General features: G+C 55.8%; 22 protein-coding genes and 1 tRNA gene. 7 read left to right on the forward strand and 16 right to left on the reverse strand.

All coding sequences use genetic code 11. From position 1 onward, the window contains the following. Nucleotides 1–2 precede the first annotated feature (2 nt). Together frsA and gpt are read right to left on the reverse strand one after the other, a co-directional pair. Entirely contained in the window at nucleotides 3–1247 is a 1245-nt protein-coding gene (gene frsA / locus DAI21_RS00070) for an esterase FrsA (RefSeq protein WP_107702203.1), read from the reverse strand. Nucleotides 1248–1355: 108 nt separating this feature from the next. Further along, a complete protein-coding gene (gene gpt, locus DAI21_RS00075) occupies nucleotides 1356–1814 on the reverse strand; it encodes a xanthine phosphoribosyltransferase (RefSeq protein WP_047174674.1) in 459 nt (152 codons plus the stop codon). Between the two features lie 260 nt (nucleotides 1815–2074). On the opposite strand from gpt, the gene pepD reads away from it, so the two are divergent. After that, nucleotides 2075–3532, forward strand: a complete 1458-nt coding sequence (gene pepD / locus DAI21_RS00080) for a cytosol nonspecific dipeptidase (RefSeq protein WP_100777510.1) — start codon at nucleotides 2075–2077, stop codon at nucleotides 3530–3532. Between the two features lie 113 nt (nucleotides 3533–3645). Here pepD and dinB read toward each other — a convergent pair whose 3' ends face one another. Further along, the gene (gene dinB, locus DAI21_RS00085) at nucleotides 3646–4704 is read right to left on the reverse strand and encodes a DNA polymerase IV (protein WP_102104390.1); all 1059 of its coding nucleotides are present in this window, start codon (nucleotides 4702–4704) and stop codon (nucleotides 3646–3648) included. Between the two features lie 276 nt (nucleotides 4705–4980). Here dinB and dpaA point away from each other — a divergent pair, with 276 nt between their 5' ends. Then, nucleotides 4981–5721, forward strand: coding sequence for a peptidoglycan meso-diaminopimelic acid protein amidase (gene dpaA / locus DAI21_RS00090; protein WP_100777512.1), 741 nt, complete (start codon nucleotides 4981–4983; stop codon nucleotides 5719–5721). Here the strand turns inward: dpaA and DAI21_RS00095 are convergent. Both DAI21_RS00095 and lpcA read right to left on the reverse strand, forming a co-directional pair. Beyond that, the gene (locus DAI21_RS00095) at nucleotides 5692–6459 is read right to left on the reverse strand and encodes a class II glutamine amidotransferase (RefSeq protein WP_100777513.1); all 768 of its coding nucleotides are present in this window, start codon (nucleotides 6457–6459) and stop codon (nucleotides 5692–5694) included. The genes dpaA and DAI21_RS00095 overlap by 30 nt on opposite strands. Before the next feature lie 46 nt (nucleotides 6460–6505). Next, entirely contained in the window at nucleotides 6506–7084 is a 579-nt protein-coding gene (gene lpcA / locus DAI21_RS00100) for a D-sedoheptulose 7-phosphate isomerase (protein WP_100777514.1), read from the reverse strand. Between the two features lie 318 nt (nucleotides 7085–7402). Here lpcA and fadE point away from each other — a divergent pair, with 318 nt between their 5' ends. Together fadE and DAI21_RS00110 are read left to right on the forward strand one after the other, a co-directional pair. Further along, a complete protein-coding gene (gene fadE / locus DAI21_RS00105) occupies nucleotides 7403–9847 on the forward strand; it encodes an acyl-CoA dehydrogenase FadE (RefSeq protein ID WP_100777515.1) in 2445 nt (814 codons plus the stop codon). 108 nt (nucleotides 9848–9955) lie between these two features. Then, a complete protein-coding gene (locus tag DAI21_RS00110; protein WP_107704208.1) occupies nucleotides 9956–10726 on the forward strand; it encodes an amidohydrolase in 771 nt (256 codons plus the stop codon). A 56-nt stretch (nucleotides 10727–10782) separates the two neighbouring features. Here DAI21_RS00110 and DAI21_RS00115 read toward each other — a convergent pair whose 3' ends face one another. From DAI21_RS00115 to dnaQ, 9 genes are all read right to left on the reverse strand, one after another. Next, nucleotides 10783–12384, reverse strand: coding sequence for a gamma-glutamyltransferase family protein (locus DAI21_RS00115; RefSeq protein WP_100777516.1), 1602 nt, complete (start codon nucleotides 12382–12384; stop codon nucleotides 10783–10785). A 9-nt stretch (nucleotides 12385–12393) separates the two neighbouring features. Continuing rightward, on the reverse strand, nucleotides 12394–13269 hold the full coding sequence (locus DAI21_RS00120) for an ABC transporter permease (protein ID WP_100777517.1): 876 nt from the start codon (nucleotides 13267–13269) through the stop codon (nucleotides 12394–12396). 2 nt (nucleotides 13270–13271) lie between these two features. Next, nucleotides 13272–14213, reverse strand: coding sequence for an ABC transporter permease (locus DAI21_RS00125; protein WP_100777518.1), 942 nt, complete (start codon nucleotides 14211–14213; stop codon nucleotides 13272–13274). A 21-nt stretch (nucleotides 14214–14234) separates the two neighbouring features. Beyond that, nucleotides 14235–15749, reverse strand: coding sequence for an ABC transporter substrate-binding protein (locus DAI21_RS00130; RefSeq protein WP_181827370.1), 1515 nt, complete (start codon nucleotides 15747–15749; stop codon nucleotides 14235–14237). Nucleotides 15750–15751: 2 nt separating this feature from the next. Further along, nucleotides 15752–16834 (reverse strand): ABC transporter ATP-binding protein, encoded by a 1083-nt coding sequence (locus DAI21_RS00135; RefSeq protein ID WP_107702204.1) that lies wholly within the window; start codon nucleotides 16832–16834, stop codon nucleotides 15752–15754. Continuing rightward, nucleotides 16831–17844 (reverse strand): ABC transporter ATP-binding protein, encoded by a 1014-nt coding sequence (locus DAI21_RS00140; protein ID WP_100777520.1) that lies wholly within the window; start codon nucleotides 17842–17844, stop codon nucleotides 16831–16833. Before DAI21_RS00140 ends, DAI21_RS00135 begins: the two co-directional genes overlap by 4 nt. Beyond that, nucleotides 17841–18560 carry a FadR/GntR family transcriptional regulator gene (locus DAI21_RS00145; protein WP_100777521.1) on the reverse strand — a complete coding sequence of 240 codons (720 nt, stop codon included), beginning with the start codon at nucleotides 18558–18560 and terminating at the stop codon, nucleotides 17841–17843. Before DAI21_RS00145 ends, DAI21_RS00140 begins: the two co-directional genes overlap by 4 nt. Nucleotides 18561–18941: 381 nt before the next feature. Next, nucleotides 18942–19018, reverse strand: a tRNA-Asp gene (locus tag DAI21_RS00150). A gap of 130 nt (nucleotides 19019–19148) precedes the next feature. Further along, a complete protein-coding gene (gene dnaQ / locus DAI21_RS00160; protein ID WP_164971798.1) occupies nucleotides 19149–19877 on the reverse strand; it encodes a DNA polymerase III subunit epsilon in 729 nt (242 codons plus the stop codon). On the opposite strand from dnaQ, the gene rnhA reads away from it, so the two are divergent. Then, complete coding sequence (rnhA, locus tag DAI21_RS00165; RefSeq protein WP_164971799.1) at nucleotides 19831–20409, forward strand: ribonuclease HI; 579 nt, start codon at nucleotides 19831–19833, stop codon at nucleotides 20407–20409. The two genes, dnaQ and rnhA, sit on opposite strands and share 47 nt — an antisense overlap. Here the strand turns inward: rnhA and DAI21_RS00170 are convergent, their stop codons facing one another. Next, nucleotides 20410–21126, reverse strand: coding sequence for a class I SAM-dependent methyltransferase (locus DAI21_RS00170; protein WP_107702205.1), 717 nt, complete (start codon nucleotides 21124–21126; stop codon nucleotides 20410–20412). Between the two features lie 32 nt (nucleotides 21127–21158). Here DAI21_RS00170 and gloB point away from each other — a divergent pair, with 32 nt between their 5' ends. Together gloB and mltD are read left to right on the forward strand one after the other, a co-directional pair. Then, a complete protein-coding gene (gene gloB, locus DAI21_RS00175; protein WP_107702206.1) occupies nucleotides 21159–21914 on the forward strand; it encodes a hydroxyacylglutathione hydrolase in 756 nt (251 codons plus the stop codon). 71 nt (nucleotides 21915–21985) lie between these two features. Further along, the gene (gene mltD, locus DAI21_RS00180) at nucleotides 21986–23344 is read left to right on the forward strand and encodes a murein transglycosylase D (RefSeq protein ID WP_102104398.1); all 1359 of its coding nucleotides are present in this window, start codon (nucleotides 21986–21988) and stop codon (nucleotides 23342–23344) included. Nucleotides 23345–23399: 55 nt separating this feature from the next. Here the strand turns inward: mltD and DAI21_RS00185 are convergent, their stop codons facing one another. Beyond that, entirely contained in the window at nucleotides 23400–24170 is a 771-nt protein-coding gene (locus DAI21_RS00185) for a class I SAM-dependent methyltransferase (RefSeq protein WP_107702207.1), read from the reverse strand. Nucleotides 24171–24224: the final 54 nt, after the last annotated feature.

Genomic DNA, 24224 nt, shown 5'->3' on the forward strand with positions numbered 1-24224 from the left:
TCTTAACACAATCTCTTGGTGATCCAGCGTGTAATCTCGTTCAATGCTTTGTCAAAATTCTGATACACCGGACTGAAGGGTATCTCGAGCAGCTTGCCATCGGAAGATGACGAGGTGATTAAACGCGACTCTTCTTCTGGGCTGAAAGGATCGTTTTTCCAGAAACCTGACAGCATTGGCGTCGGACAGCGGCGTCCCAGCAGGCCCTGGGTCTTTAATGAATAACGGTTCAGTTCAACGCGCAGCGCTTCGTCTGATGCATCATGCATGCCAAGGCGGCTCGCCAGCACGTCTAAATACATCTCCGGCACGCTCCCCTGACGGGTGGGATCGCTGAGCAGCGCATGAACTACCGGCCCAAGACAGGCCACCGCTTTCAGGCGCGACGATTCCAGATATGCCAGGCGTACCGCGACGTTGGCGCCAAACCGGAAGCCAAATGCCGCCACGCGGGTGTGGTCCACCCAGGGAATATTTTCGAGCGATTTTAACGCATGCTGGTGCAATAAGCTGGAGTCCTGCGTCAGCTTCCACTTCGAGGAAAACCCGATCGACGGCATATCGAGCGTCAGCATCGCGATCCCTTTTGGTGCAAAGTAGCGCTCAAACAGGCTGAAATAATCAATCTGCAGGGAGTCCAGCCCGCCGCACATCATCACCGTCGGGAACGGGCCGTCGCCAGGGGGCATGTGTAAAAAGCCGGTGACCGGCGCACCGCCGGGAATGGTGAACTCCAGTTCACGCACGTTGCACGGCAAACGCTGGGCCGCTTCTTCATACGCACGGTTTGCCAGCGCCTGCGCCTGTTCCGCCAGATCGTCGCCCTTCAGATGCGGATAGGCGGCGATGCTGTAAAGGTTGGCGGCGTGGAGCCAGTGCTTTCCGCTGAGGGTCTGGTCCTGCTCCTGGTTGGCCTTTTGCTGCCAGAGCATCGCCTGCGTCGCCCATTCGTAAATCCAGTTACCACCGCGATAGCCGACGACCGTATCGTAGAGATCGCCGTCGGTGCGGTCGGCCTCGCTCATGACGATGCGCGCCTGGACGTCGAGAATTTCACGGGCATCAATGCCGCGCCAGATCCACATCAGACGGTTAATCATGCGATACCAGTGCGGCACGTTTTTGCCGTCCAGAGCGGACTGCACAGCAGGCTGAGTGCCAGGGTTGAAGCGACGAACAAGGGTCGACGTTTCCGGGTGTTTGAAACGAGGTTTGAACAGGGTTTCGCTAAGATTCGCCTGGGTCATTGCGCGCTGCCTCCATGATTACGTCACATAGAGGCATTGTAACGCGCTGGAGGCTAAAAAAAACAACGCCCGGCATCACCGGGCGTTAAAAATAATTTCGTTCTGTAATTAACGGCCAGAAATCGGCGGTACGAAGACCACGCCCATATCCCACGGCTGTTCAATCCAGGTATCCTGCGGGATGTCGATAACATAGTCGTTGACCAGCGGACGACCAGCTGGTTTGGCGAAGATGGTGACGAAATGTGCTTTTGGATACATTTCACGGATCGCAACGGCAGTGCCGCCGGTATCGACCAGATCGTCAATGACGATAAAGCCTTCGCCGTCGCCTTCAGCGCGTTTCAGCACGGTCAGCTCGCGCTGGTTATCGTGATCATAGCTGGAGATGCAGACGGTATCGACATGGCGAATACCCAGTTCACGAGCCAGCAATGCGCCCGGTACCAGACCGCCACGGCTCACGGCAATAATGCCTTTCCACTGTTCAGAAGGCATCAGGCGTGCAGCCAGTTTGCGCGCGTGAATCTGCAACATGTCCCAGGTGACGACGTATTTTTCGCTCATGTGAAGTGTCCCAGCCTGTTTATATACGGCTTAAAAAGTGTTCGAGGGGGAAATAGGTTGCGCGAGATTATAGAGATCTGACGCACTAAAAACCAGTGTTTAGCGGCGCGGGGCGGAGTTTTTACGTGCTTAATGCTAGCAGCGAACGGAGAAAGTGGTATTCTCAACCTCATCTCGCAAGCCCGACTTGTGCTGACTATCACTCTGCTAACCCTGTGACCTGCAAGCTTGTTTGCAGCGCCACGACAAGGAGACTTATCGTGTCTGAACTGTCTCAATTATCGCCACAGCCGCTGTGGGATATTTTTGCCAAAATCTGTTCCATTCCTCACCCTTCCTATCACGAAGAACAGCTTGCCGAACATATTATGGGCTGGGCGAAGGAAAAAGGCCTGCACGCAGAGCGTGACCAGGTTGGCAATATTCTGATTCGTAAAGCGGCCACCGCAGGCATGGAAAACCGCAAACCGGTTGTGCTGCAGGCGCACCTGGATATGGTGCCGCAGAAAAACAATGACACCGACCACGACTTCACGAAAGATCCGATTCAGCCGTACATCGACGGCGAATGGGTTAAAGCACGCGGCACCACGCTGGGCGCAGATAACGGCATCGGTATGGCCTCCGCGCTGGCGGTGCTGGCTGACGATCGCGTTGAGCACGGCCCGCTGGAAGTGCTGCTGACCATGACCGAAGAAGCGGGTATGGACGGTGCTTTTGGTCTGCAGGCCAACTGGCTGCAGGCAGATATCCTGATCAACACCGACTCTGAAGAAGAGGGTGAGATCTACATGGGTTGCGCGGGGGGTATTGATTTCATCTCTACCCTGCCTCTGACTCGTGAAGCGGTTCCGGCTGGCTTCCAGACCTTCAAGCTGACGCTGAAAGGGCTGAAAGGCGGTCACTCGGGCGGCGATATCCATTTAGGTCTGGGCAATGCCAACAAACTGCTGGCGCGCTTCCTGGCCGGTCACGCGGCTGAGCTGGATCTGCGTCTGGTGGATTTCAACGGCGGTACCCTGCGTAACGCGATCCCTCGTGAAGCCTTCGCCACCGTTGCTGTTGCAGCAAACAAAGCCGACGAGCTGAAAAACCTGGCGAACGTCTACCTGGATATCCTGAAAAACGAACTGTCAGTGAAAGAGAAAAACCTGACCGTGGTTCTGGAAGCCGTATCCAGCGATAAAGCCGCGCTGACGACCGAGTCACGCGACCGCTTTGTGCAGTTGCTGAACGCCACACCAAACGGCGTGATCCGCAACTCTGACGTGGCGAAAGGCGTGGTGGAAACCTCCCTGAACGTCGGCGTTGTCACCATGAGCGACGACAGCGCGGAAATCATCTGCCTGATCCGTTCTCTTATTGACAGCGGTAAAGAGTATGTCGTGAGCATGCTGGAATCACTGGGCAAACTCTCTGGTGCGAAAACCTCCGCCAAGGGCAGCTACCCAGGCTGGCAGCCAGATGCGACCTCTCCGGTCATGGCGCTGGTGCGTGAAACCTATCAGCGTCTGTTCAACAGCACGCCGAACATTCAGGTGATCCACGCGGGTCTGGAGTGCGGTCTGTTCAAGAAACCGTATCCGGATATGGATATGGTCTCCATTGGGCCGACCATTACCGGGCCACACTCTCCGGACGAGCAGGTGCATATCGAAAGCGTGGGCCACTACTGGACGCTGCTGACAGAACTGCTGAAAGCGATTCCGGCTAAGTAAGACGCTGCACGTGCCCGGCGGCAGTGCGTTGTCGGGCCAGCAGAATCAGTGCCATAGCGATATGTAGACAATAGGCCCGGTAAGCGAAGCGCTACCGGGCTTTTTTATACGTTTTATAACCCCAGCACCAGCTGTCGCTCCAGTTGCGGGTCCAGCAGCGTGACGTGTAAACCCACCAGCCTCACTCCCCTTCCCCCACGGCGCTCCTGCCAGGCTTTTTTCGCCGTTGCGATCAGGTCGTCTTTATTGAGTCGCGGCCAGACATGCTCCTGGGTTGTTTGCTGGAAGTCGTTAAACTTGAGTTTCACCCCCTGCCGGGCAATCAGCAGATCGGGTTTCACCTTCGCCAGACGCCGCTCCAGCTCGGGGTAAAGCTGCTCGTTAATAATGGTTTCGCAGTCACTCCACTCGTGGATATCTTCCGCAAGGGTGCGCTCCACTCCCACCGATTTACGCAGCCGCTCGCTGTTAATGCTGCGCTCATCAATCCCCTGACTGCGCTCCCACAGCACCCGGCCAAATTTGCCAAAGCGTTTAAGCAGCATCGCCAGATCGCTGTTCTGCACGTCTTCGCAAGTGCGCAGCCCCAGCGTTTCCAGCTTCGCGGCCGAGACTTTGCCGACACCAGGAATTTTGCCGAGCGGCAGAGTCTTCAAAAAGGCCGGGACCTCATCAGGCGTGATGACATATTGCCCATCCGGTTTATTCAGATCCGAGGCGATTTTGGCGAGGAATTTGACCGGCGCAATCCCGGCGGAGGCCGTTAAATTTAGCTCTTTAAAAATGGTCTGGCGGATCTCCTGCGCCATCAGCGTGGCGGAGCCGTGGCAGTGCAGACTGTCCGTGACGTCGAGATAGGCTTCGTCGAGAGAAAGGGGTTCGATGAGCGACGTGTAGCGGGAGAAGATTTCCCGGATATGGGCCGAGGCTTCTTTGTAAGCATCAAAGCGGCCGGGCAACAGAATGAGATGAGGGCAGAGTTTGAGTGCCATCGCCGTGGGCATGGCGCTGCGCACGCCAAATTTGCGCGCCGGATAGTTGGCAGTGCTGATAACACCACGCTTAACGCGGCTGCCGCCAATGGCGATGGGGACATCCCGCAGCGCCGGATTATCACGCATCTCTACGGCGGCAAAAAAGCAGTCCATATCGACATGGATTATTTTGCGCATACTTAACCCTCACCTTTTCACTGGATAAGTATACAGTTAAAAATTCAGAATTGAAAAGTATCAGCGTCTTCACATCCTCCACAATTACGCAAAGTTCCTGGTTTCAAACGCGGCCTGATAAGCTATAAATGCCAACTAATTTGTAAACTCATTAGTTCACTCTTGCGAAAAAATGCAGCGATGCTAATGTGAGCGCTCCTAATCCAGAAAATTCTGATTTCGGGTCTCTTTTGCCGTCCTGGCAAGTTGGTTTGGCTTTATCAAGGAACTTGTAGTATGCGTAAAATCGCATTGTTCATTGCGATGCTTCTGATCCCGTGTGTCTCGTTCGCAGGGCTGCTTGGCAGCAACAGTTCAACCACACCGGTCAGCAAAGAATATAAACAACAATTAATGGGATCACCGGTTTATATTCAGATCTTCAAGGAAGAACGCACGCTCGATCTATTTGTTAAAATGGGCGAGACATATCAACTGCTTGATAGCTACAAAATCTGTAACTATTCCGGCGGATTAGGTCCGAAACAACGTCAGGGTGATTTCAAAAGTCCTGAAGGATTTTATACCGTTCAGCGCAATCAGCTCAAACCCGACAGCCGCTTCTATAAAGCCATCAATATCGGCTTCCCGAACGCCTACGATCGGGCCCATGGTTACGAAGGTAAATACCTGATGATTCACGGTGCCTGCGTGTCTATCGGCTGCTACGCCATGACAGACAGCGGTATTGATGAGATTTTCCAGTTTGTGACCGGCGCGTTAGTCTTCGGCCAGGCGGGCGTGCAGGTGAGCATCTATCCGTTCCGCATGACCGATGCCAACATGCAGCGCCACAAGTATTCGACCTACGCGGATTTCTGGAAACAGCTGAAACCGGGTTACGACTACTTCCAGCAGACGCACAAGCCACCGACCGTCTCGGTCGCGGATGGTCGATACATTGTCAGCAAACCGCTGAGTCATGAAGTCGTCCACCCGCAGCTGGCGTCAAACTACACGGTTCCCGAGACAAAATAGTGCCCACTCGCCTGGCATAATCTTTTGCCAGGTTTCATTGCCCGTCAGGGGCTGAGTGGCGATTACCGTGACCACATCGTTGGGTGTGGTCTCGGTTTGAAAATCAATTTCCACATCCTGATCCAGCAGTTTTGCCACACCAAAGGGCGCGCGACGCGTGATCCAGAAAAGATTGGTCGAGCAGAACGCCATCACATAGCGCCCATCTGACAGCAGCATGTTAAACACGCCCTTCTCACGCAGCTCACAGGCCAGCGTGCCGATGTATTTAAACACTGCTTCCATATTTCCCGGCGTGCGCGGATAGCGCTCTGTCAGCTTGTGCAGTAACCAGCAAAACGCTTTCTCACTGTCGGTTTCACCCACCGGACGGAAATTGCCCGTTTCCAGCGATTTATAGCCGGTCAGCTGCCCGTTATGGGCGTAAGTCCAGTTGCGGCCCCACAGTTCACGGGTAAACGGATGGGTATTTTCCAGCGCCACTTCCCCCCGATTCGCCTGACGAATATGGGCAATGACCGAGCAGGATTTTATCGGGTAATCCTGGACCAGTCGGGCAATAGGAGAGTTGAAGCTGGGTTGCGGATCTTTGAACGTGCGACAGCCTTTGCCTTCGTAGAAGGTAATGCCCCAGCCGTCTTTATGCGGCCCGGTTCCTCCACCGCGCTGCACCAGCCCGGTGAAACTAAAGCAGATATCGGTTGGCACATTGGCGCTCATCCCGAGCAATTCGCACATACATCACCTCCACAACAGCGGGGGCAAGAGTGCCCCCAGCGAAGTCTTACTTAACCATCTCTTTTTCAATCAGCTGAATCAGGATATGAATCACTTTGATGTGAATTTCCTGAATACGGTCAGCATAACCAAAATGCGGCACGCGGATTTCGATATCCGACGAGCCCGCCATTTTACCGCCATCTTTGCCGGTCAGAGTGATAACTTTCATCCCCTTCTCACGCGCAGCGTCAATGGCTTTGATGACGTTGCCGGAATTACCCGACGTGGAGATCCCCAGCAGCACATCGCCTTCACGCCCTACCGCTTCAACATAGCGCGAGAAAATATGATCGTAACCGAAGTCGTTACCCACGCAGGAGATGTGGCTAACGTCAGAAATCGCGATCGCCGGGTAGCCCGGACGGTTTTCACGGTAGCGACCGGTCAGCTCTTCAGCGAAGTGCATCGCATCGCAATGTGAACCGCCGTTACCGCAGGAGAGCACTTTGCCGCCGGCTTTGAAACTGTCTGCCAGCAGAACCGCCGCGCGCTGAATCGCGTGAATATTGGCTTCATCTTTCAGAAAGTTGGCCAGCGTTTCCGCCGCTTCGTTCAGTTCGTTACGAATAAGATCCTGGTACATGAGGATAATCCTTCAGTATTGATGAAATAACACAGGGAGTGTACCGGATCGCGAGAAAAGCGAGAAGCTATACCCGTCATACTTGACGTGGTATATGCGCTGGCAGTGCCTGCTCTCACCCTCTCACTGGCTTAAGTCTGCTCCTGGTCATGGCGATGCAGATCCTTCGGCGTTTTGATTATTCGTGCCTGTCAAAACCTGAACAATGTGAACCAGGTTGTAATTATTTTGTGAATGCATTGCTAAAAGAAATAACATCCACTACAACCATATCATCACAAGTGGTCAGACCTCCTACAAGCAAGGGAGCTTTTCTTTATGATGATTTTGAGCATTATCGCAACCGTTGTTCTGCTCGGTGTGTTGTTCTATCACCGCGTCAGTTTATTACTGAGTAGCCTGATTCTGTTGGCCTGGACGGCTGCGCTTGGCCTGTCTGGTCTGTGGAATATCTGGGTTGTGCTGCCGCTGGCAATTATCCTGCTGCCGCTCAACGTGCCTTCGATGCGTAAGTCGATGATTTCCGCCCCGGTGTTCCGCGGCTTCCGTAAAGTGATGCCACCGATGTCACGCACGGAAAAAGAAGCCATCGACGCGGGTACCACCTGGTGGGAAGGCGATCTGTTCCAGGGCAACCCGGACTGGAAGAAGCTGCACAACTACCCGCAGCCACGGCTGACAGCAGAAGAACAAGCCTTTATTGATGGTCCGGTAGAAGAAGCGTGCCGCATGGCGAACGACTTCCAGATCACCCATGAAATGGCCGATCTGCCTCCGGAACTGTGGGCCTATCTGAAAGAGCATCGCTTCTTCGCGATGATCATCAAGAAAGAGTACGGCGGCCTGGAGTTCTCCGCTTACGCTCAGGCTCGCGTGCTGCAAAAACTGGCGGGTGTGTCAGGGATCCTGGCGATCACCGTTGGCGTACCAAACTCTTTAGGCCCGGGCGAACTGCTGCAGCATTACGGCACCGAAGAGCAAAAAGATCACTATCTGCCGCGTCTGGCGCGTGGTCAGGAAATCCCTTGCTTCGCGCTGACCAGCCCGGAAGCTGGCTCTGATGCGGGTGCTATCCCCGATACCGGCGTAGTCTGCATGGGCGAGTGGCAGGGCCAGCAGGTGCTGGGTATGCGCCTGACCTGGAACAAGCGTTACATTACGCTGGCACCGATTGCCACCGTACTGGGCCTGGCGTTCAAACTCTCTGATCCGGACAGACTGCTGGGCGACGAGGAAGATCTGGGCATCACCTGTGCGCTGATCCCAACCTCTACGCCTGGCGTCGAAATTGGTCGTCGTCACTTCCCGCTGAACGTACCGTTCCAGAACGGTCCGACCCGTGGTGAAGATATCTTTGTACCGATTGATTACATCATCGGCGGCCCGAAAATGGCCGGACAGGGCTGGCGTATGCTGGTGGAATGTCTGTCGGTCGGTCGCGGTATTACCCTGCCGTCGAACTCTACCGGTGGCCTGAAATCCGTCGCGATGGGGATTGGTGCTTACGCCCACATCCGCCGTCAGTTCAAAATCTCCATCGGTAAGATGGAAGGTATCGAAGAGCCACTGGCGCGCATCGCGGGCAACGCTTACGTGATGGATGCGGCGGCGTCGCTGATCACCTACGGCATCATGCTGGGCGAAAAACCGGCTGTGCTGTCGGCTATCGTCAAGTATCACTGTACCCATCGTGCGCAGCAGTCAATTATTGATGCGATGGATATTGCTGGCGGTAAAGGCATTATGCTCGGCGAAGGTAACTTCCTGGCGCGCGGCTATCAGGGCGCACCGATTGCCATCACCGTGGAAGGCGCCAACATCCTCACCCGCAGCATGATGATCTTCGGTCAGGGCGCGATTCGCTGCCATCCGTATGTACTGGAAGAGATGGCTGCGGCGCAAAACAACGACGTGAATGCGTTCGACAAGCTGCTGTTTAAACACATCGGCCATGTCGGCAGCAACAAAATGCGCAGCTTCTGGCTGGGCCTGACGCGCGGTCTCACCAGCGCCACACCAACGGGTGATGCGACCAAACGTTACTACCAGCATCTCAACCGCCTGAGCGCGAACCTGGCGCTGCTGTCAGACGTGTCGATGGCAGTCCTCGGCGGCAGCCTGAAGCGTCGCGAGCGTATCTCTGCGCGTCTGGGCGATGTCCTGAGCCAGGTGTTCCTTGCCTCTGCAGTCCTGAAACGTTACGACGATGAAGGCCGTCATGAAGCGGATCTGCCATTAGTCCACTGGGGCGTGCAGGATGCGCTCTATCAGGCAGAGCAGGCGATTGACGATCTGCTGGCGAACTTCCCGAACCGCTTTGTGGCAGGCGCACTGCGCGTGGTGATCTTCCCAACCGGTCGTCATCATCTGGCACCGTCCGATATCCTGGATCACAAAGTGGCGAAGATCCTGCAGGTTCCAAGTGCAACCCGCTCCCGTATCGGTCGCGGTCAATACCTGAAGCCTACCGAGCATAACCCGGTTGGTCTGCTGGAAGAGGCGCTGCTGGATGTGATGGCAGCCGATCCTGTTCACCAGAAAATCTGTAAACAGCTGGGCAAAAACCTGCCGTTTACTCGCCTGGATGAACTGGCCAAACAGGCGCTGGCGGGTGGGATCATCGATCAGAATGAAGCTGCGGTACTGGTGAAAGCGGAAGAGAGCCGTCTGCGCAGCATTAACGTGGATGATTTCGAGCACGACGAGCTGGCGACCCGGCCGGTAAAGCTGCCGGAGAAAGTCCGCAAACCTGAAGCGGCCTAACCCGCATCGCTTCCACAAACCCCGCCGCGTGCGGGGTTTTTTATTGCCACATTTTCTCTTTTTCCCGTGCTACAGTGTCAAAAAGCCGTCTTTCGAGGAGTCATGATTGTGCCTGGTTTGAAGATTACCCTTTTACAACAGCCCCTGGTGTGGATGGACGGTCCCGCCAACCTGCGCCATTTTGATCGTCAGCTCGAAGAGATCACCGGACGCGATGTGATCGTGCTGCCGGAGATGTTCACTACCGGGTTCGCCATGGAGGCGGCAAAGCAGTCTCTGGCGCAGGATGACGTCGTCGCGTGGATGCACAGCAAGGCCCGGCAGACGAACGCGCTCGTCGCGGGGAGCGCCGCGCTGCAGACCGAGCGTGGGCCGGTGAACCGCTTCCTGCTCGTCGAGCCGGACGGCACGCTGCATTTTTACGATAAACGCCACCTGTTCCGCATGGCCGATGAGCATCATCACTACGAGGCGGGTAACGAGCGGGTGGTGTTTGAGTGGCGCGGCTGGCGCATTCTTCCGCTGGTCTGTTACGACCTGCGCTTCCCGGTCTGGTCACGCAACCGTAATGATTACGATCTGGCGCTCTACGTCGCCAACTGGCCTGCGCCACGCTCGCTGCACTGGCAAGCGCTGTTGGTGGCGCGCGCCATTGAGAATCAGGCGTATGTGGTGGGCTGTAACCGCGTAGGCACCGATGGCAACGGGCATCACTACCGCGGCGATAGCCGGGTGGTGAATCCGCAGGGGGAAATTATTGCCACCGCCGAACCGCATCAGGCGACGCGTATCGACGCCGAACTTTCGCTGACGGCACTGAAAGAGTACCGGGAGAAGTTTCCGGCATGGCAGGACGCCGATCCGTTTAGCATTGGATGAAAAAAAACCGGGTGCGGCAGCGCCTCACCCGGCTTTCACATGCTGATAGCGGCGTGTTAACTCACTAACGCCTGCCCGTCTTTACGGCTTTCAGTTGCGGCGACGTAGTGCCCTTCCGGCATGCGGTAAATCACCTGTGCGCCGCCAAAGTTATAATCCTGCAGCGGATCTTCCACCGTAATCTGATGCCCGCGTTCGCGCAGCGCCGCAATAGTATTGCGGTCGAAGCTCGATTCAACGATCACTTCCCGGCCCTTCACCACGCGCCAGCGCGGCGCATCGATCGCCGCCTGGGGGTTTTGCCCGTGCAGCATAATTCGCAGCGCCATCTGCATGTGCCCCTGCGCCTGCATTGGCCCGCCCATCACCCCAAACGACATCAGCGGTTTACCCTGCCCGTCCATCGCGAAGCCTGGAATAATGGTATGGAACGGACGCTTACTGCCCGCCAGGGCATTAGGATGTTTAGGGTCCAGCACAAAGCCGCAGCCGCGGTTTTGCAGGCTAATGCCCGTGTCCGGCACCACGACGCCTGAGCCAAAGCCCATAAAGTTGGACTGGATAAAGGAGATCATCATCCCGCTGGAATCGGCGGCAGAGAGGTAAACCGTACCGCTTTGCGTCGGCGCGCCGTAGGTGAAATCAGACGCGTTATCCTGATCGATCAGCGCCGCGCGCGATTTCAGATAGTGGTCGCTTAACAGCTCTTTCGCGGCAAACTCCATGTGCTCTTCGTCGGCCACGTAGCGATCGAGATCCGCCAGCGCCAGCTTCATCGCCTCGATCGACAGATGCAGAGATTGCACAGAGTCCGGATGATGTTTTTCGATCCCGCACTGCTCCAGAATCCCCAGCGCAATAAGCGTGGCGATCCCCTGACCGTTTGGCGGCAGTTCCTGCACCGAGCCACCGGCGAAATCGCGCGACAGCAGCTCCACCCAGTCGACGCGATGATTCGCCAGATCGTCTGCCGTCAGATGCGCGCCGTGCTCTTTGGCGAAGGCAGCGATTTTCTGCGCCAGCTCACCGCGATAGAAGGCTTCGCCGTTGGTTTTGGCAATCAGCTCAAGAGAGTTGGCCTGCGCCGGGTTACGGAATATCTCACCGATGCGCGGCGCGCGGCCCTCTGGCGCAAAGCAGGCGCTAAAGCCCGGCTGATCTTTTAGTTTGTTAAAGCCGCGCTGCCACAGATGACCAATCAGCGGCGACACCGGGAAACCGTTACGCGCGTACTCAATGGCCGGTTGCGCCAGGGTCGTCAGCGGCAGCGTGCCAAAACGCTCGGCCAGTGCTACCCAGCCGGAGACGGCGCCCGGCACCGTCACCGCGTCCCAGCCAAGCTCTGGCACGTCGGTTTTGCCCGCGTACAGATCCGCATGCCAGCTGGCAGGCGATCGGCCTGACGCGTTCAGACCGTGCAGCTTTTCGCCGTCCCAGACGATGGCAAAGGCGTCGCTGCCGATGCCGCAGCCCGTCGGTTCAACCACCGTCAGGGCCATGGCCGTGGCTATGGCGGCATCAACGGCGTTACCGCCGAGCTGCAACATCCGCATCCCGGCCTGCGCCGCCAGCGGCTGCGAAGTGGCGACCGCGTTGTGCCCCATCATTGGCGGGCGTCGTGAATCGTAACCGGTCGTAAAATCAAGCGCTTTGGTCATCATGACTCCTTAGTCGTGGCGCGGATCGAGCGCATCGCGCAGCCCGTCACCGAGTAAATTAAAGCCCTGTACCGCAAGGAAAATGGCGATACCAGGGAAAACAGACATCCATGGCGCCTGTTCCAGAAAACCTTTTGCCGTGTTGAGCATCGAGCCCCAGGACGGATTCGGCGGCTGCTGACCAAGGCCAAGAAACGACAGGCTGGCCTCGGCGATAATGGCGGAGGCAATCGCCAGCGTGGCCTGCACCAGAATTGGTGACATCACATTGGGCAGCACATATTTCACGATGATCCAGCGATCCGGCAGGCCAATCGCCTTCGCGCCGTCTATGTACTCTTCATTACGAATGGCGATCACCTGGCCGCGCGTCAGACGGGCAAAGATCGGCATGGCCGACAGCCCGATGGCGATCATCGCGTTAGTCAGGCTGGGGCCTAAAAACGCCCCCAGGGCGATCGCCATGATCAGGAACGGGCATGCCAGCAGCGCTTCGATAAAGCGTGAGATCACGCCGTCCCAGATCCCCTGGAAGTAACCGGCCACCAGCCCGAGCGGTACCCCGATCACCACGGCAATGACCACCGACATACAGCCCGCCATCAGGGACGTTCGCGCGCCCCAGACGATGCGCGAGAGAATGTCGCGGCCCAGCTCGTCGGTGCCAAACCAATACAGCTCTGACGGCGGCTTACGCACCGCCAGGAAGTTAGCTTTGACTGGATCAAAGGGCGCAAGCCAGGGGGCAATCAGGGCGATGAGCACAAAGATGCCGACAATCACCGCGCCAATCACCGCGCTTTTATTGGCGAGAAATTTCTTCAGCACCCGATTCTGCGCGCGCGGCAACGCAGGTACTACGGTTTGAGTCGTCAGTTCAGCCACGATTAACCTCGCATTTTCGGGTTGATGAGGACGTAGAGCACGTCAGCCAGCAGGTTCAGCATCAGGAAGCCAATCGCCACGATCAGCACCACGCCCTGCACCACCGCGTAATCACGGTTAAACACCGAATCGACGATCATTTTGCCAAAGCCTGGAATTGTGAAGACCTGCTCGGTCAGCACCGCGCCGCCCAGCAGTTCACCAAACAGCAGCGTGGTGAGCGTGATCACCGGCACCAGCGCGTTGCGAAACGCGTGCTTGAGAATCACCGCTTTCGGCAGCAGCCCCTTTGCCCGGGCGGTACGGATGTAATCGGCCTTCAGCACGGCGATCATCGAGGCGCGCGTGTGGCGCATCAGCGTCGCCGCCAGGCCGGTGCCGAGCACCGACGCAGGCAGCAGCAGCGTGCGCAGGTTTTGCAGCGGATCTTCGCTGAACGGCACATAGCCGGAGGCGGGCAGCCACTGCAAATTGACCGAGAAGACCAGAATCAACAGGATCCCCAGCCAAAAGTGCGGTATCGAGATCCCCGAGATCGCCACAAAGTTGGCGCCATGATCGACCCAGCTGTTTTTGTTAACCGCCGCGAGGATCCCCATGCTGATGCCGAACACCAGCGCAATGATCATCGCCAGCAGGGACAGCTCCATCGTGACCGGAAGTTTGCTGGCAATCAGCGACGTCACAGGCTCGTGAGTGCGTAAAGAGACCCCAAGATCGCCCTGCAGCGCACGCGTCAGCCAGTCAAAATATTGCACCGGCAGCGGCGCATCGAGATTCAGTTCTGCGCGCAGCTGAGCAATCACCGCCGGATCGCGCTCTTCGCCCGCCATCGCAATCAGCGGATCGCCGGGCAGCAGTTTTTGCAGCCCGAAGACCATCATGCTCACCAGCAGTAAGGTCGGGATCGCCAGCAGCAGGCGTTTGCAAATCAGTTCCAGCATGGTTTCTCCTCACGCCCTCAGTTACTTAGCAAGCGACAAGCCCGCCAGACGCACGATGCCGTCCGGGTACGGTTTGAAGCCCTGCACGCTCTTGTTCAGGCCAAAAATGCGCGGCTCAAAGTAGAGATAAGCAATCGGCATGTCCGTTTGCAGCTGTTTTACGACCTTGTCGTACAGCGGCTGGCGGGCGGCGGGATCGGTGCTCAGGCGCGCCTGGGTCAGCCACTCGTCGACCTGCGCGTTGCTGTATCGGCCATCGTTGAGGTTGCCTTTGCTGTTGATGAAACCAAAGATGCTGCCGTCTGGATCCGGACGACCGGACCAGCCAGAGAAGCTCAGCTGATAGTCACCGCTCTGCTGACGATCGAGCAACGTGGCGAATTCCGTCATTTGCAGATTCAGGTTAAAGCCCGCTTCCGCCGTCATCGCCTGCAGAACCTGGCCCACCTGCTGTGACGTTGGGTTGTTCGGCACCAGCAGATTGACGTTCAGCGGCCCGTTGATGCCCGCCGCTTTTAGCAGGGCTTTCGCTTTTTCCACATCGCGGGCCGGAACCGGCACCTTGACGTGGTAAGGGCTGACCGGCGAAAACGCCTGGTTTGCCGGGGTATACAACCCTTCAAACACCACCTGATTCAGCGCATCGCGGTCGATGGCCAGTGAGAACGCTTCGCGCACACGCGCATCCTTGAACGGATCGTTGGCCGGAACTTTGCCGTTATTGATGTTGAAAGTGATCCCCTGATAACCGAGACCGGTCACTTTCGCCAACGCCAGTTTGCTGTCGGCTTCGACGGTTTTCACGTCGCTGGCGGCGATACCTTCTGTCAGATCGAGGTCACCCGCGCGCAGGTTTGCCAGACGCACCGAGGCATCCGGGATCGGAAGATAGATGATTTTGTCGAAGTGATAGGCGTCTTTGTTCCAGTAGTTGTCGAAACGGCTCAGAACGATGCGGTCCTGAGAGACGCGGCTGTCAAATTTGTACGGGCCAGAGCAGACAGGATGGGCGGCAAAATCCGGCTTTTTGGCCGCTTCCGGCGCCATCATCGCGCCTGCGCGGTCGGTCAACTGCATCAGCAGTGCGGCATCCGGCGTTTTCAGATGAATAGCAATTTGGGTCGGGCTTTTCACTTCCACCGATTCGACAGAAGAGATTTCACTTTTACGCAGCGAGCCTTTTAAGGTCAGGGCGCGTTCGAGGTTATATTTCGCCGCTTCAGCGTCAAATTTTTCGCCGTCGTGGAAGGTCACCCCCTCACGCAGATTCATGGTCAGGGTTTTGTTGTCGTCGCTCCAGGACCAGTCTTTTGCCAGGCCCGGCACGACCTTCAGATTTTCATCCACGTCCACCAGCCTGTCGCACAGAGAGGCGAAGACGAAGCGGCCATAGTAGGTGCGCGCCAGATGAGGATCGAGCATATCCGGGTCTGCGCCCAGACCAATTCGCAGAACGCTTTCCGAGTGCGCAGGGAGTGCTGCGCCCAACAACATAACACTTCCCAGTACGGTCAAAAGAGAATTACGCATTGTCATTATCATGAGTTCCTTGCTGGAAGAGACGAGAGTGATGCCGCATGTTCAAACAGCGCGCGGCGGCGCAAAAAGGCAGCGGATGGCGGTGCTATCTGGATAACACTGCGATCGCGGTTAATTTCCTGCCAGTGATGGCAGGCGACCTGACGCCCGCCCTCCAGAACCTGTGCGATCGGTTCGACCTGGCGGCATTCATCCGTGACATACGGGCAGCGGGTGTGGAACCGACATCCGGAAGGGGGATTCGCCGGATTCGGTAAGTCGCCCTGCAACAGCGGCGCGTCGCGCTCCATGCCCGGCTGCATCTGGGGCGCAGAGGCAATCAGCGCCTGCGTGTACGGGTGCAGCGGCGCGTCAAAGATTTCATCGACGGTAGCCAGCTCAACAATCTGGCCGAGATACATCACCGCCACGCGATCGCTCATGTGGCGAATGACCGCCAGTCCGTGAGCGACAATCACCATTGTCAGCCCCAGCTGATGTTTCAGGCTTTCGAGCAGGTTCACTACCTGCGCCTGCACGGAGACATCCAGCGCGGAAACCGGCTCATCGCCCAGCAGCAGTTTGGGCCCGGAGGCTAGCGCACGCGCAATGCCGATACGCTGACGCTGTCCGCCGGAAAACTCGTGCGGATAGCGTCCGGCCCAGGCGGCAGGCAGCCCGACGGTTTTCAGCAGCTCCGCGACGCGATACTGGCGGTCGGCTTTTTTCATATTCTGGTGCAGCCACAGGGGTTCACCGACGATCTGCTCTACCGTCATGCGCGGATTGAGCGAGGCGAACGGGTCCTGAAAGATGATTTGCAGTTCACGGCGGAGCTGGTTCAGGCGCGAACCTGACGCGTGGGTAATCTCTTCGCCCTGATAGAACACGCGCCCTTCGCTGGCCGCCAGCAGGCGAAGCAGCAGTCGACCGAGGGTGGATTTCCCGGAACCGGACTCACCGACAATGGCCAGCGTTTCGCCCGGCATCACGGCGAGTGAAACCCGGTCGACGGCGGTGACAAAACGGGCCGGCGCAAAGAGTTTTTTCGGGCCGGGGAAGAGTTTGCTCAGATCGAGAGCTTCAAGGATCGGGGTGGTCATGCGATTTCTCCCAGCGCAATGTGTTGCTCAAGGGGCACACGGAAACAGGCCACTTGATGGCCCGCTCCAAGGGTGTGAAGCTGCGGTTTTTCATCGTGGCAGCGCGTCTGGGCGAACGGACAACGGGTGGCGAAACGGCAGCCCTTCGGCATCGATTCGGGCAACGGCACGCTGCCCGGAATGGTCGAAAGCTGGCCTTTACGCGCACCGAGGGACGGAATCGACCCCATCAGACCGATGGTGTAGGGGTGCTGCGGATCGGCAAAAATACTCTCGACGCTGCCCTGCTCCACGACCTGTCCGGCATACATCACCGCCACCTGCTGCGCGACTTCCGCCACCACCCCCAGATCGTGGGTGATCATCAGCACGGCGGTGCCGGTTTCGGCTTTTAAGGTATTCAGCAACGTCAGGATTTGTGCCTGGATTGTCACGTCCAGCGCGGTGGTCGGTTCGTCGGCAATCAGCAGGCGCGGATGGTTAATGAGCGCCATCGCAATCATCACACGCTGGCGCATCCCGCCGGAAAGCTGATGGGGATAAGATTTAAGACGCATCTCCGGCGCCGGGATCTGCACCTTTTCCAGAATTTGCAGCGCCACGTTCATGGCATCGGATTTCGACATTTTCTGGTGGCGGATCACCGCTTCGCTAAGCTGATCGCCGAGAGTAAAAGCCGGGTTGAGGGAGGTCATCGGCTCCTGAAAGATCATCGCCAGTTCACTGCCGCGCAGATCGGCGTATTCACGCGGGGAGAGCTTGCGCAGATCGTGGCGACGGAACTGCATTTCACCGCTGACAATTTGCGCACTGGCAGGCAGCAGCCCCATCAGCGCCAGCGACGTGATACTTTTTCCGCAGCCGGACTCCCCCACCAGCGCCAGCGTTTCACCGGATTTCACGGTCAGGGAGATGCCGTCGAGCACGCTGACCGGCGATCCAGCGAATTTCACATTGAGATTGTGCAGGCGAAGGACCGGCGCTGCCTCCTTAAAAGGGATCGTCGTCATAACAGGGAATCATCCTCAAGGTTGATGGCCTGAATCAGGGCAGTTTGCAGGGTCAGCAGGTGTTCGCGCATCGCGGCGGCTGCTTCATTGGGCTGGCGGTGGATAATCGCCGTCATGATTTTGTGGTGGTGATCGTTGTAGCTGTCGACGCGCTCCGGCGTACGCGCCAGCTCACGCAGGTGCTGCCAGCTAGGTTCGCGCCGGACTGCATCAATAGCATCGAACAACCCCAGCATCAGGCGATTACCCGCAGCCTCAGCAATGGCGCGGTGAAAGGCGCTGTCCCACAGTTCGTTAAGATCGCGGTCATCCGGGCTGACCTTGTCGATGCGTTCCAGCATGCGCTGCATCAGCGCGAGGTTTTCCCTGGTGGCACGCAGTGCCGCAAGACGGGCTAAGCCGGGTTCGAGCTGCAGGCGGGCTTCCATCACTTCCAGCAGATTGGTTTGCTGCACCAGCCCCTGAAGCGCAAGAGGTTCAACCGGTGCGGCAGGGCCAATGAAAGTGCCTTTGCCCTGCTTGCGCCAGATGCGTCCCTCTTCTTCCAGCACGTCCAGCGCACGACGAACTTCGCGTCGCCCTACGCCGAGTGTTTCCGACAGCTCACGTTCGGTGGGCAGCGGAATGCCTGGTGTTGACTCGTGCTGGTTGATCAGACCGCGCAACTGCTCAAGTGCGGTGCTGGAATTTGCCAGAAACCGTGACGATTTTTCCATATTGGTTCGCCTGCTCTCATCATTGCTTTATTTTTATTAACAATAAGTTATTGATATAGATAACGTCTTATTGCACATAGAGTTAAGCAATTAATGAACCAATAAATCATTGGTTCAGGAACTTTCTGGAAAATCGTAAGTAAGCTAATGATTATTTGAGACTTATTTTTACAGGATTGTTACAAGAGGAAACGTTTGGAGCGAAGGGATGAGACGGAATTGCACACTAAAAGTGCAACCATCGCACCAATATCGAACAATTGTTAATAAATTGCACTGCTAATATTAACTTTTTGTTAACTAACATCAGAGAGGAGATAAGAGAGATAAGGCCCTGAAATGACGAAAGCCTGAATCATTTCTGATTCAGGCTTTCTAATGTGGCGGAACGGACGGGACTCGAACCCGCGACCCCCTGCGTGACAGGCAGGTATTCTAACCGACTGAACTACCGCTCCGCATTGTTCCCTTGGGAACGAGGCGAATATTACGGTTTGGTTCCGATCCCGTCAACGCTTTTTCTCAACTTTTGAATCAGTTGCTGCAAAATTCGCCCACACGGTGCTTTTTACAGCATAACGGCATCTGTTATGCGCGCCAGAGGCAGCTGCCGCCCTTCTTTTGCACGATATCGAGACGCGATTCATGGGCGGCGATCTCCTCGTCACTGGCTAAAATCACCCGCAGACGGCTCGCCTGACGCACCACGCGCTGAATTCCGGTGTCACCCGCCTGACGGGAGTCGTTTTCGGTGCTAAACGCCATCGAAGTCTGGCCACCCGTCATGGTCAGATAGACATCCGCCAGAATCTGGGCATCGAGCAGTGCGCCGTGAAGCGTACGCTTGGTGTTATCTATTTCGTAGCGCGAGCAGAGGGCATCGAGGCTGTTACGCTTGCCCGGAAACATCTTCCTTGCCAGCGCCAGGCTGTCGGTGACTTTACAGAAGGTATTGGTTTTCGGGATATTGCGGTTGAGCTTACTGAACTCATAGTCCATAAAGCCGATATCGAACGAAGCGTTATGGATGACGAGTTCAGCCCCGCGGATGTAGTCCATAAACTCATCGGCAACGTCGGCGAAGGTCGGTTTATCCAGCAGGAACTCATCGGCAATTCCGTGAACGCCGAATGCTTCCGGGTCCACCAGACGGTCGGGCTTCAGGTACACGTGGAAGTTATTGCCGGTGAGACGACGGTTCACCACTTCGACGGCACCGATCTCAATGATCTTATGGCCTTCGTAATGTGCGCCAATCTGGTTCATACCGGTGGTTTCGGTATCGAGGACGATCTGTCGTGTAATTGCAGTGCTCATATCGGTCATTTATGTCAGACTCGTCGTTTTACTGATCGTTTCAAATACAGGAAGTCTACCAGAGATGATTAAGCAGGTAGAAATTTTCACCGATGGATCTTGCCTCGGCAATCCAGGACCGGGCGGCTACGGCGCCATTTTGCGTTACCGTGAGCATGAGAAGACCTTTAATGAAGGTTTTCGTCTGACCACCAATAACCGCATGGAGTTGATGGCCGCGATCGTCGCGCTGGAAGCATTAAAAGAAGATTGCGATGTGGTTATCAGTACCGACAGCCAGTATGTGCGCCAGGGGATTACCCAGTGGATCCATAACTGGAAAAAGCGTGGCTGGAAAACGGCCGATAAGAAACCGGTCAAGAATGTCGATCTTTGGAAGCGTCTGGACGCGGCACTGAGCCATCACACCATTAAGTGGGAATGGGTCAAAGGGCATGCGGGGCATCCGGAAAACGAACGTTGCGACGTTCTGGCGCGCGAAGCGGCGATGAATCCGATCCACGATGACGTGGGCTATCAGCCGGAATCCTGATCAGGGTTTTCGGTACTGTCGCGTCGCCCCGACCGTCTGACGGATTTGTGCTTTTGATTTGCTCTGCTTCATCGGGTTCAGCGTAAGTGGAACCGTTCGCTTACGCGCCACGATAAGCTGCATGCAGCCAAGTGCTGGCAGATGGGTTGTCAGCATTTTACTGCCCTTCCCCGCCCAGGGTAAAACCTGGAAGCCGCTGTAGTACATCACTTCAAAATTCAGTAATGACAGCCAGTCGAGCTGACGTGTAAACGTAAACATGCGGCTGTTATAGGGCGGCGTGCGGCGCAAAACGGGCACCAGCTTGCGCAATCCCATCAGGCTCATCGGATTGAAACCGCTGAGGACCAGCCAGCCGTCATCGATTAGCACGCGGTCGGCTTCACGCAGTAAACGGTGCGGGTCGCTGCACCAGGGGAGCGTGTGGGCCATCAGACAGGCGTCGACGGATTTCTCGGCGAATGGCAAATGAAGCGGATCGGCTTTAACCTGAAGGGGGTGACCGTTAAGGGATACATTCACCTGATGGGAGATGGCGCAGCTTTCGGAGTTGATTTCCGCGCTCAAATTGCCAATCTTAAGCAGATGAAAACCATACATTTTTGCAAACCAGGGATTGAGCTGACGCTCAAGCGCCTCGCGATAGTATTCACCCCACCGCAACTGGGACCAGTTCTCTGGTGCTGAGACAATCTGAGGTATCCTTGCCGGCTTCATCAACACACCCGTTACGTAATGAGAGGTAATTTATGAATCTTATCAGCATTCCCGCGTTTCAGGACAACTACATCTGGGTTTTAGTCGGCGATGATAAGCGTTGCATTATTGTCGACCCAGGCGATGCGGCACCGGTATTGCAGGCTATCGAGGAAAACGGCTGGCAGCCAGAGGCCATTTTGCTGACTCACCATCATCACGATCATGTCGGCGGTGTCCCTGCTTTGCGGGCGAAATTTCCCCATTTAGTGGTTTATGGTCCGCAGGAGACACAAGATAAGGGCACGACTCGGGTAGTCGAAGATGGCGAAAAAATCCTCATACTGGGATACGATTTTTCTGTATTTGCTACACCCGGTCACACTTCCGGACACATTTCCTTCTTCAGTTTCCCTTATCTTTTCTGCGGTGACACGATGTTCTCCGGCGGGTGCGGAAGATTGTTCGAAGGGACACCAACCCAGATGTACCAATCCTTCCAGAGGATAAATGCTCTCCCGGATGATACCCTCGTTTGCTGCGCCCACGAATATACATTAGCAAATATGAAGTTTGCATTGAGCATCTTGCCTGACGATCCTGCGATTCAGGATTATTACCACAAAGTGAATGAGTTACGGGTAAAAAAACAAAATACACTGCCCGTAATTCTGAAAAATGAGCGCATAATAAATTTATTTTTGAGAACCAATGATATTGATTTAATTAACAAAATTAACCAAGAAACAAATTTGCAACAACCTGAAGAGCGTTTTGCATGGTTACGGTCAAAGAAAGATGACTTCTGACAATTGCGGGTTGCCTTTTGAAAGTTTCGCCGTTATTATCGCTCGTCTTTTAAGCAACTATTGACACACACATGAAGGCAAAAGCGATATTACTCGCCTCTGTCCTGCTTGCTGGGTGCCAGAACACTGGCAACATACAGCAGCACGCACAGAGCCTTTCTGCAGCTGGTCAAGGGGAAGCAGGGAAGTTTACAAGTCAGGCGCGTTGGATGGACGATGGGACATCATTCGCGCAGGAACAGGACTTGTGGGCCTCTATTAGCGACGAGCTGAAGATGGGGATTCCGGAAAACAACCGGATTCGCGATCAGAAACAGAAGTATTTAAGTAATAAGAGCTATCTCCACGATGTAACTTTACGGGCAGAGCCGTATATGTACTGGATAGCAGGGCAAGTTAAGAAACGTAACATGCCTATGGAACTGGTACTACTACCCATAGTGGAGAGCGCTTTTGACCCGCACGCAACGTCTGGTGCCAATGCCGCAGGCATTTGGCAGATCATTCCGAGCACAGGGCGCAATTATGGTTTGAAACAGACTCGCGGCTACGATGCGCGTCGGGATGTGGTCGCTTCTACGACTGCCGCTCTCGACATGATGCAACGTCTGAATAAGATGTTTGACGGTGACTGGTTGTTAACGGTCGCAGCGTATAACAGCGGTGAAGGTCGGGTAATGAAGGCAATGAAAGCGAACAAGGCGCGTGGTAAACCCACCGATTTTTGGTCTCTCTCATTGCCACAGGAAACCAAGCTTTACGTACCGAAGATGCTGGCTTTGAGCGATATTCTCAAAAACAGTAAACGTTATGGTGTAAATCTGCCAACGTCTGACGAAAGTCGCGCGCTGGCCAGAGTGAGCCTCAGCAGCCCGGTTGATATGAAACAGGTTGCAGATATGACGGGAATGTCGGTGACAAAGCTGAAGACCTTTAACGCAGGCGTGAAAGGCTCAACGCTGGGTGCCAATGGGCCTCAGTACGTACTGGTGCCGCAGAAGCATGCCGCACAGTTACGTGAGTCTCTCGCATCAGGTGAAATTGCTGCCGTTCAGTCAACGCTGATTGCAGATGTTTCATCCGTCAGCAGCCGTAGCTATAAGGTTCGTTCCGGCGATACCATTTCAGGCATTGCATCACGTCTTGGCGTGAGCACGAAGGACCTGCAGCAGTGGAACAATCTGCGCGGTTCAAACCTGAAAGTTGGCCAGAACCTGACGGTTGGCGCTGGCAGCAGCGCACAGCGTCTCGCCCGCAACAGCGATAGCATTACTTATCGTGTACGCAAAGGCGATTCACTGTCCAGTATTGCGAAAACGCACGGCGTAAACATCAAAGATGTGATGCGCTGGAATGACGATACGGCCAATCTGCAGCCAGGCGATCAGCTGACACTGTTTGTTAAAAACAGCACGACGCCAGACTCCTGACAGCCAGACCCATAGAAAAAGGCACCGATTCCCCCGGTGCCTTTTTTGTTTTTTCTTATCCGGCTTTTTGCGCTTCCGCCAGGATCGTATCGCTGGTAAACGATCCCTCTTCCTGCAATTCAAAGTACGCTTTCACTTCCGCCGAGGCACTCTCCTGGTACAAACGAATCGCCTGGCTTAACGTGTCGGGTGTGCGCATACGCGCAATCCATGAGGAGAACTCCAGAGGCAGGCGGTCCGTCACCAGAGAGCGCGAAACTAAACCGGCTTCGGTGATCATCGCGAACCATTCACCGCTCGAATAGTTGCGCACGTGCGAGGTATCACGCAGGGCTTCAACGGTCTGCAGCCAGATATCACGAACCGGGTTTCCGGGTGACATGATATCCATAATGATAAAAATCCCGCCCGGCTTCAGCACGCGTTTGATTTCGCGCAGTGCCTGGCCGACATCGTGCCAGTGATGGGCGGAGTAGCGGCTGATCACCACGTCATAGGTTTCGTCGTCAAAAGGGAGTGATTCAGCGTAGCCCTGGCGGGTCGAAATATTATTCAGCCCTTTGTCTTTCGCAGCGTGGGCGACAACCTCGAGCATCCGGCCAGACAGATCGTAAGCGGTAACGTGCGCGACATGCTGTGCAGCGACAAAGCTGGCATGCCCTGCTCCACAGCCTAAATCAAGAACCTGCGCCTGCGCAAATGCAGACAGGCGCTCGCCGAGACGCACCAGGTCGCGGCCAGAGGCGTGTACCGCACTGGTCAGATAGGCACTTGCCTGGGAACCGAACTGTTTTTCTACATTGTCATGATGGGATTGTGTTGTCATCGTACTGTCCTTTGGTTGTGAGAAAAATAAAGGGCAGTACCTGCACAGGCCTGC

It is taken from the genome of Lelliottia sp. WB101, assembly GCF_003051885.1.
In the GTDB taxonomy this organism is placed as follows: Bacteria; Pseudomonadota; Gammaproteobacteria; order Enterobacterales; family Enterobacteriaceae; genus Enterobacter; species Enterobacter nimipressuralis.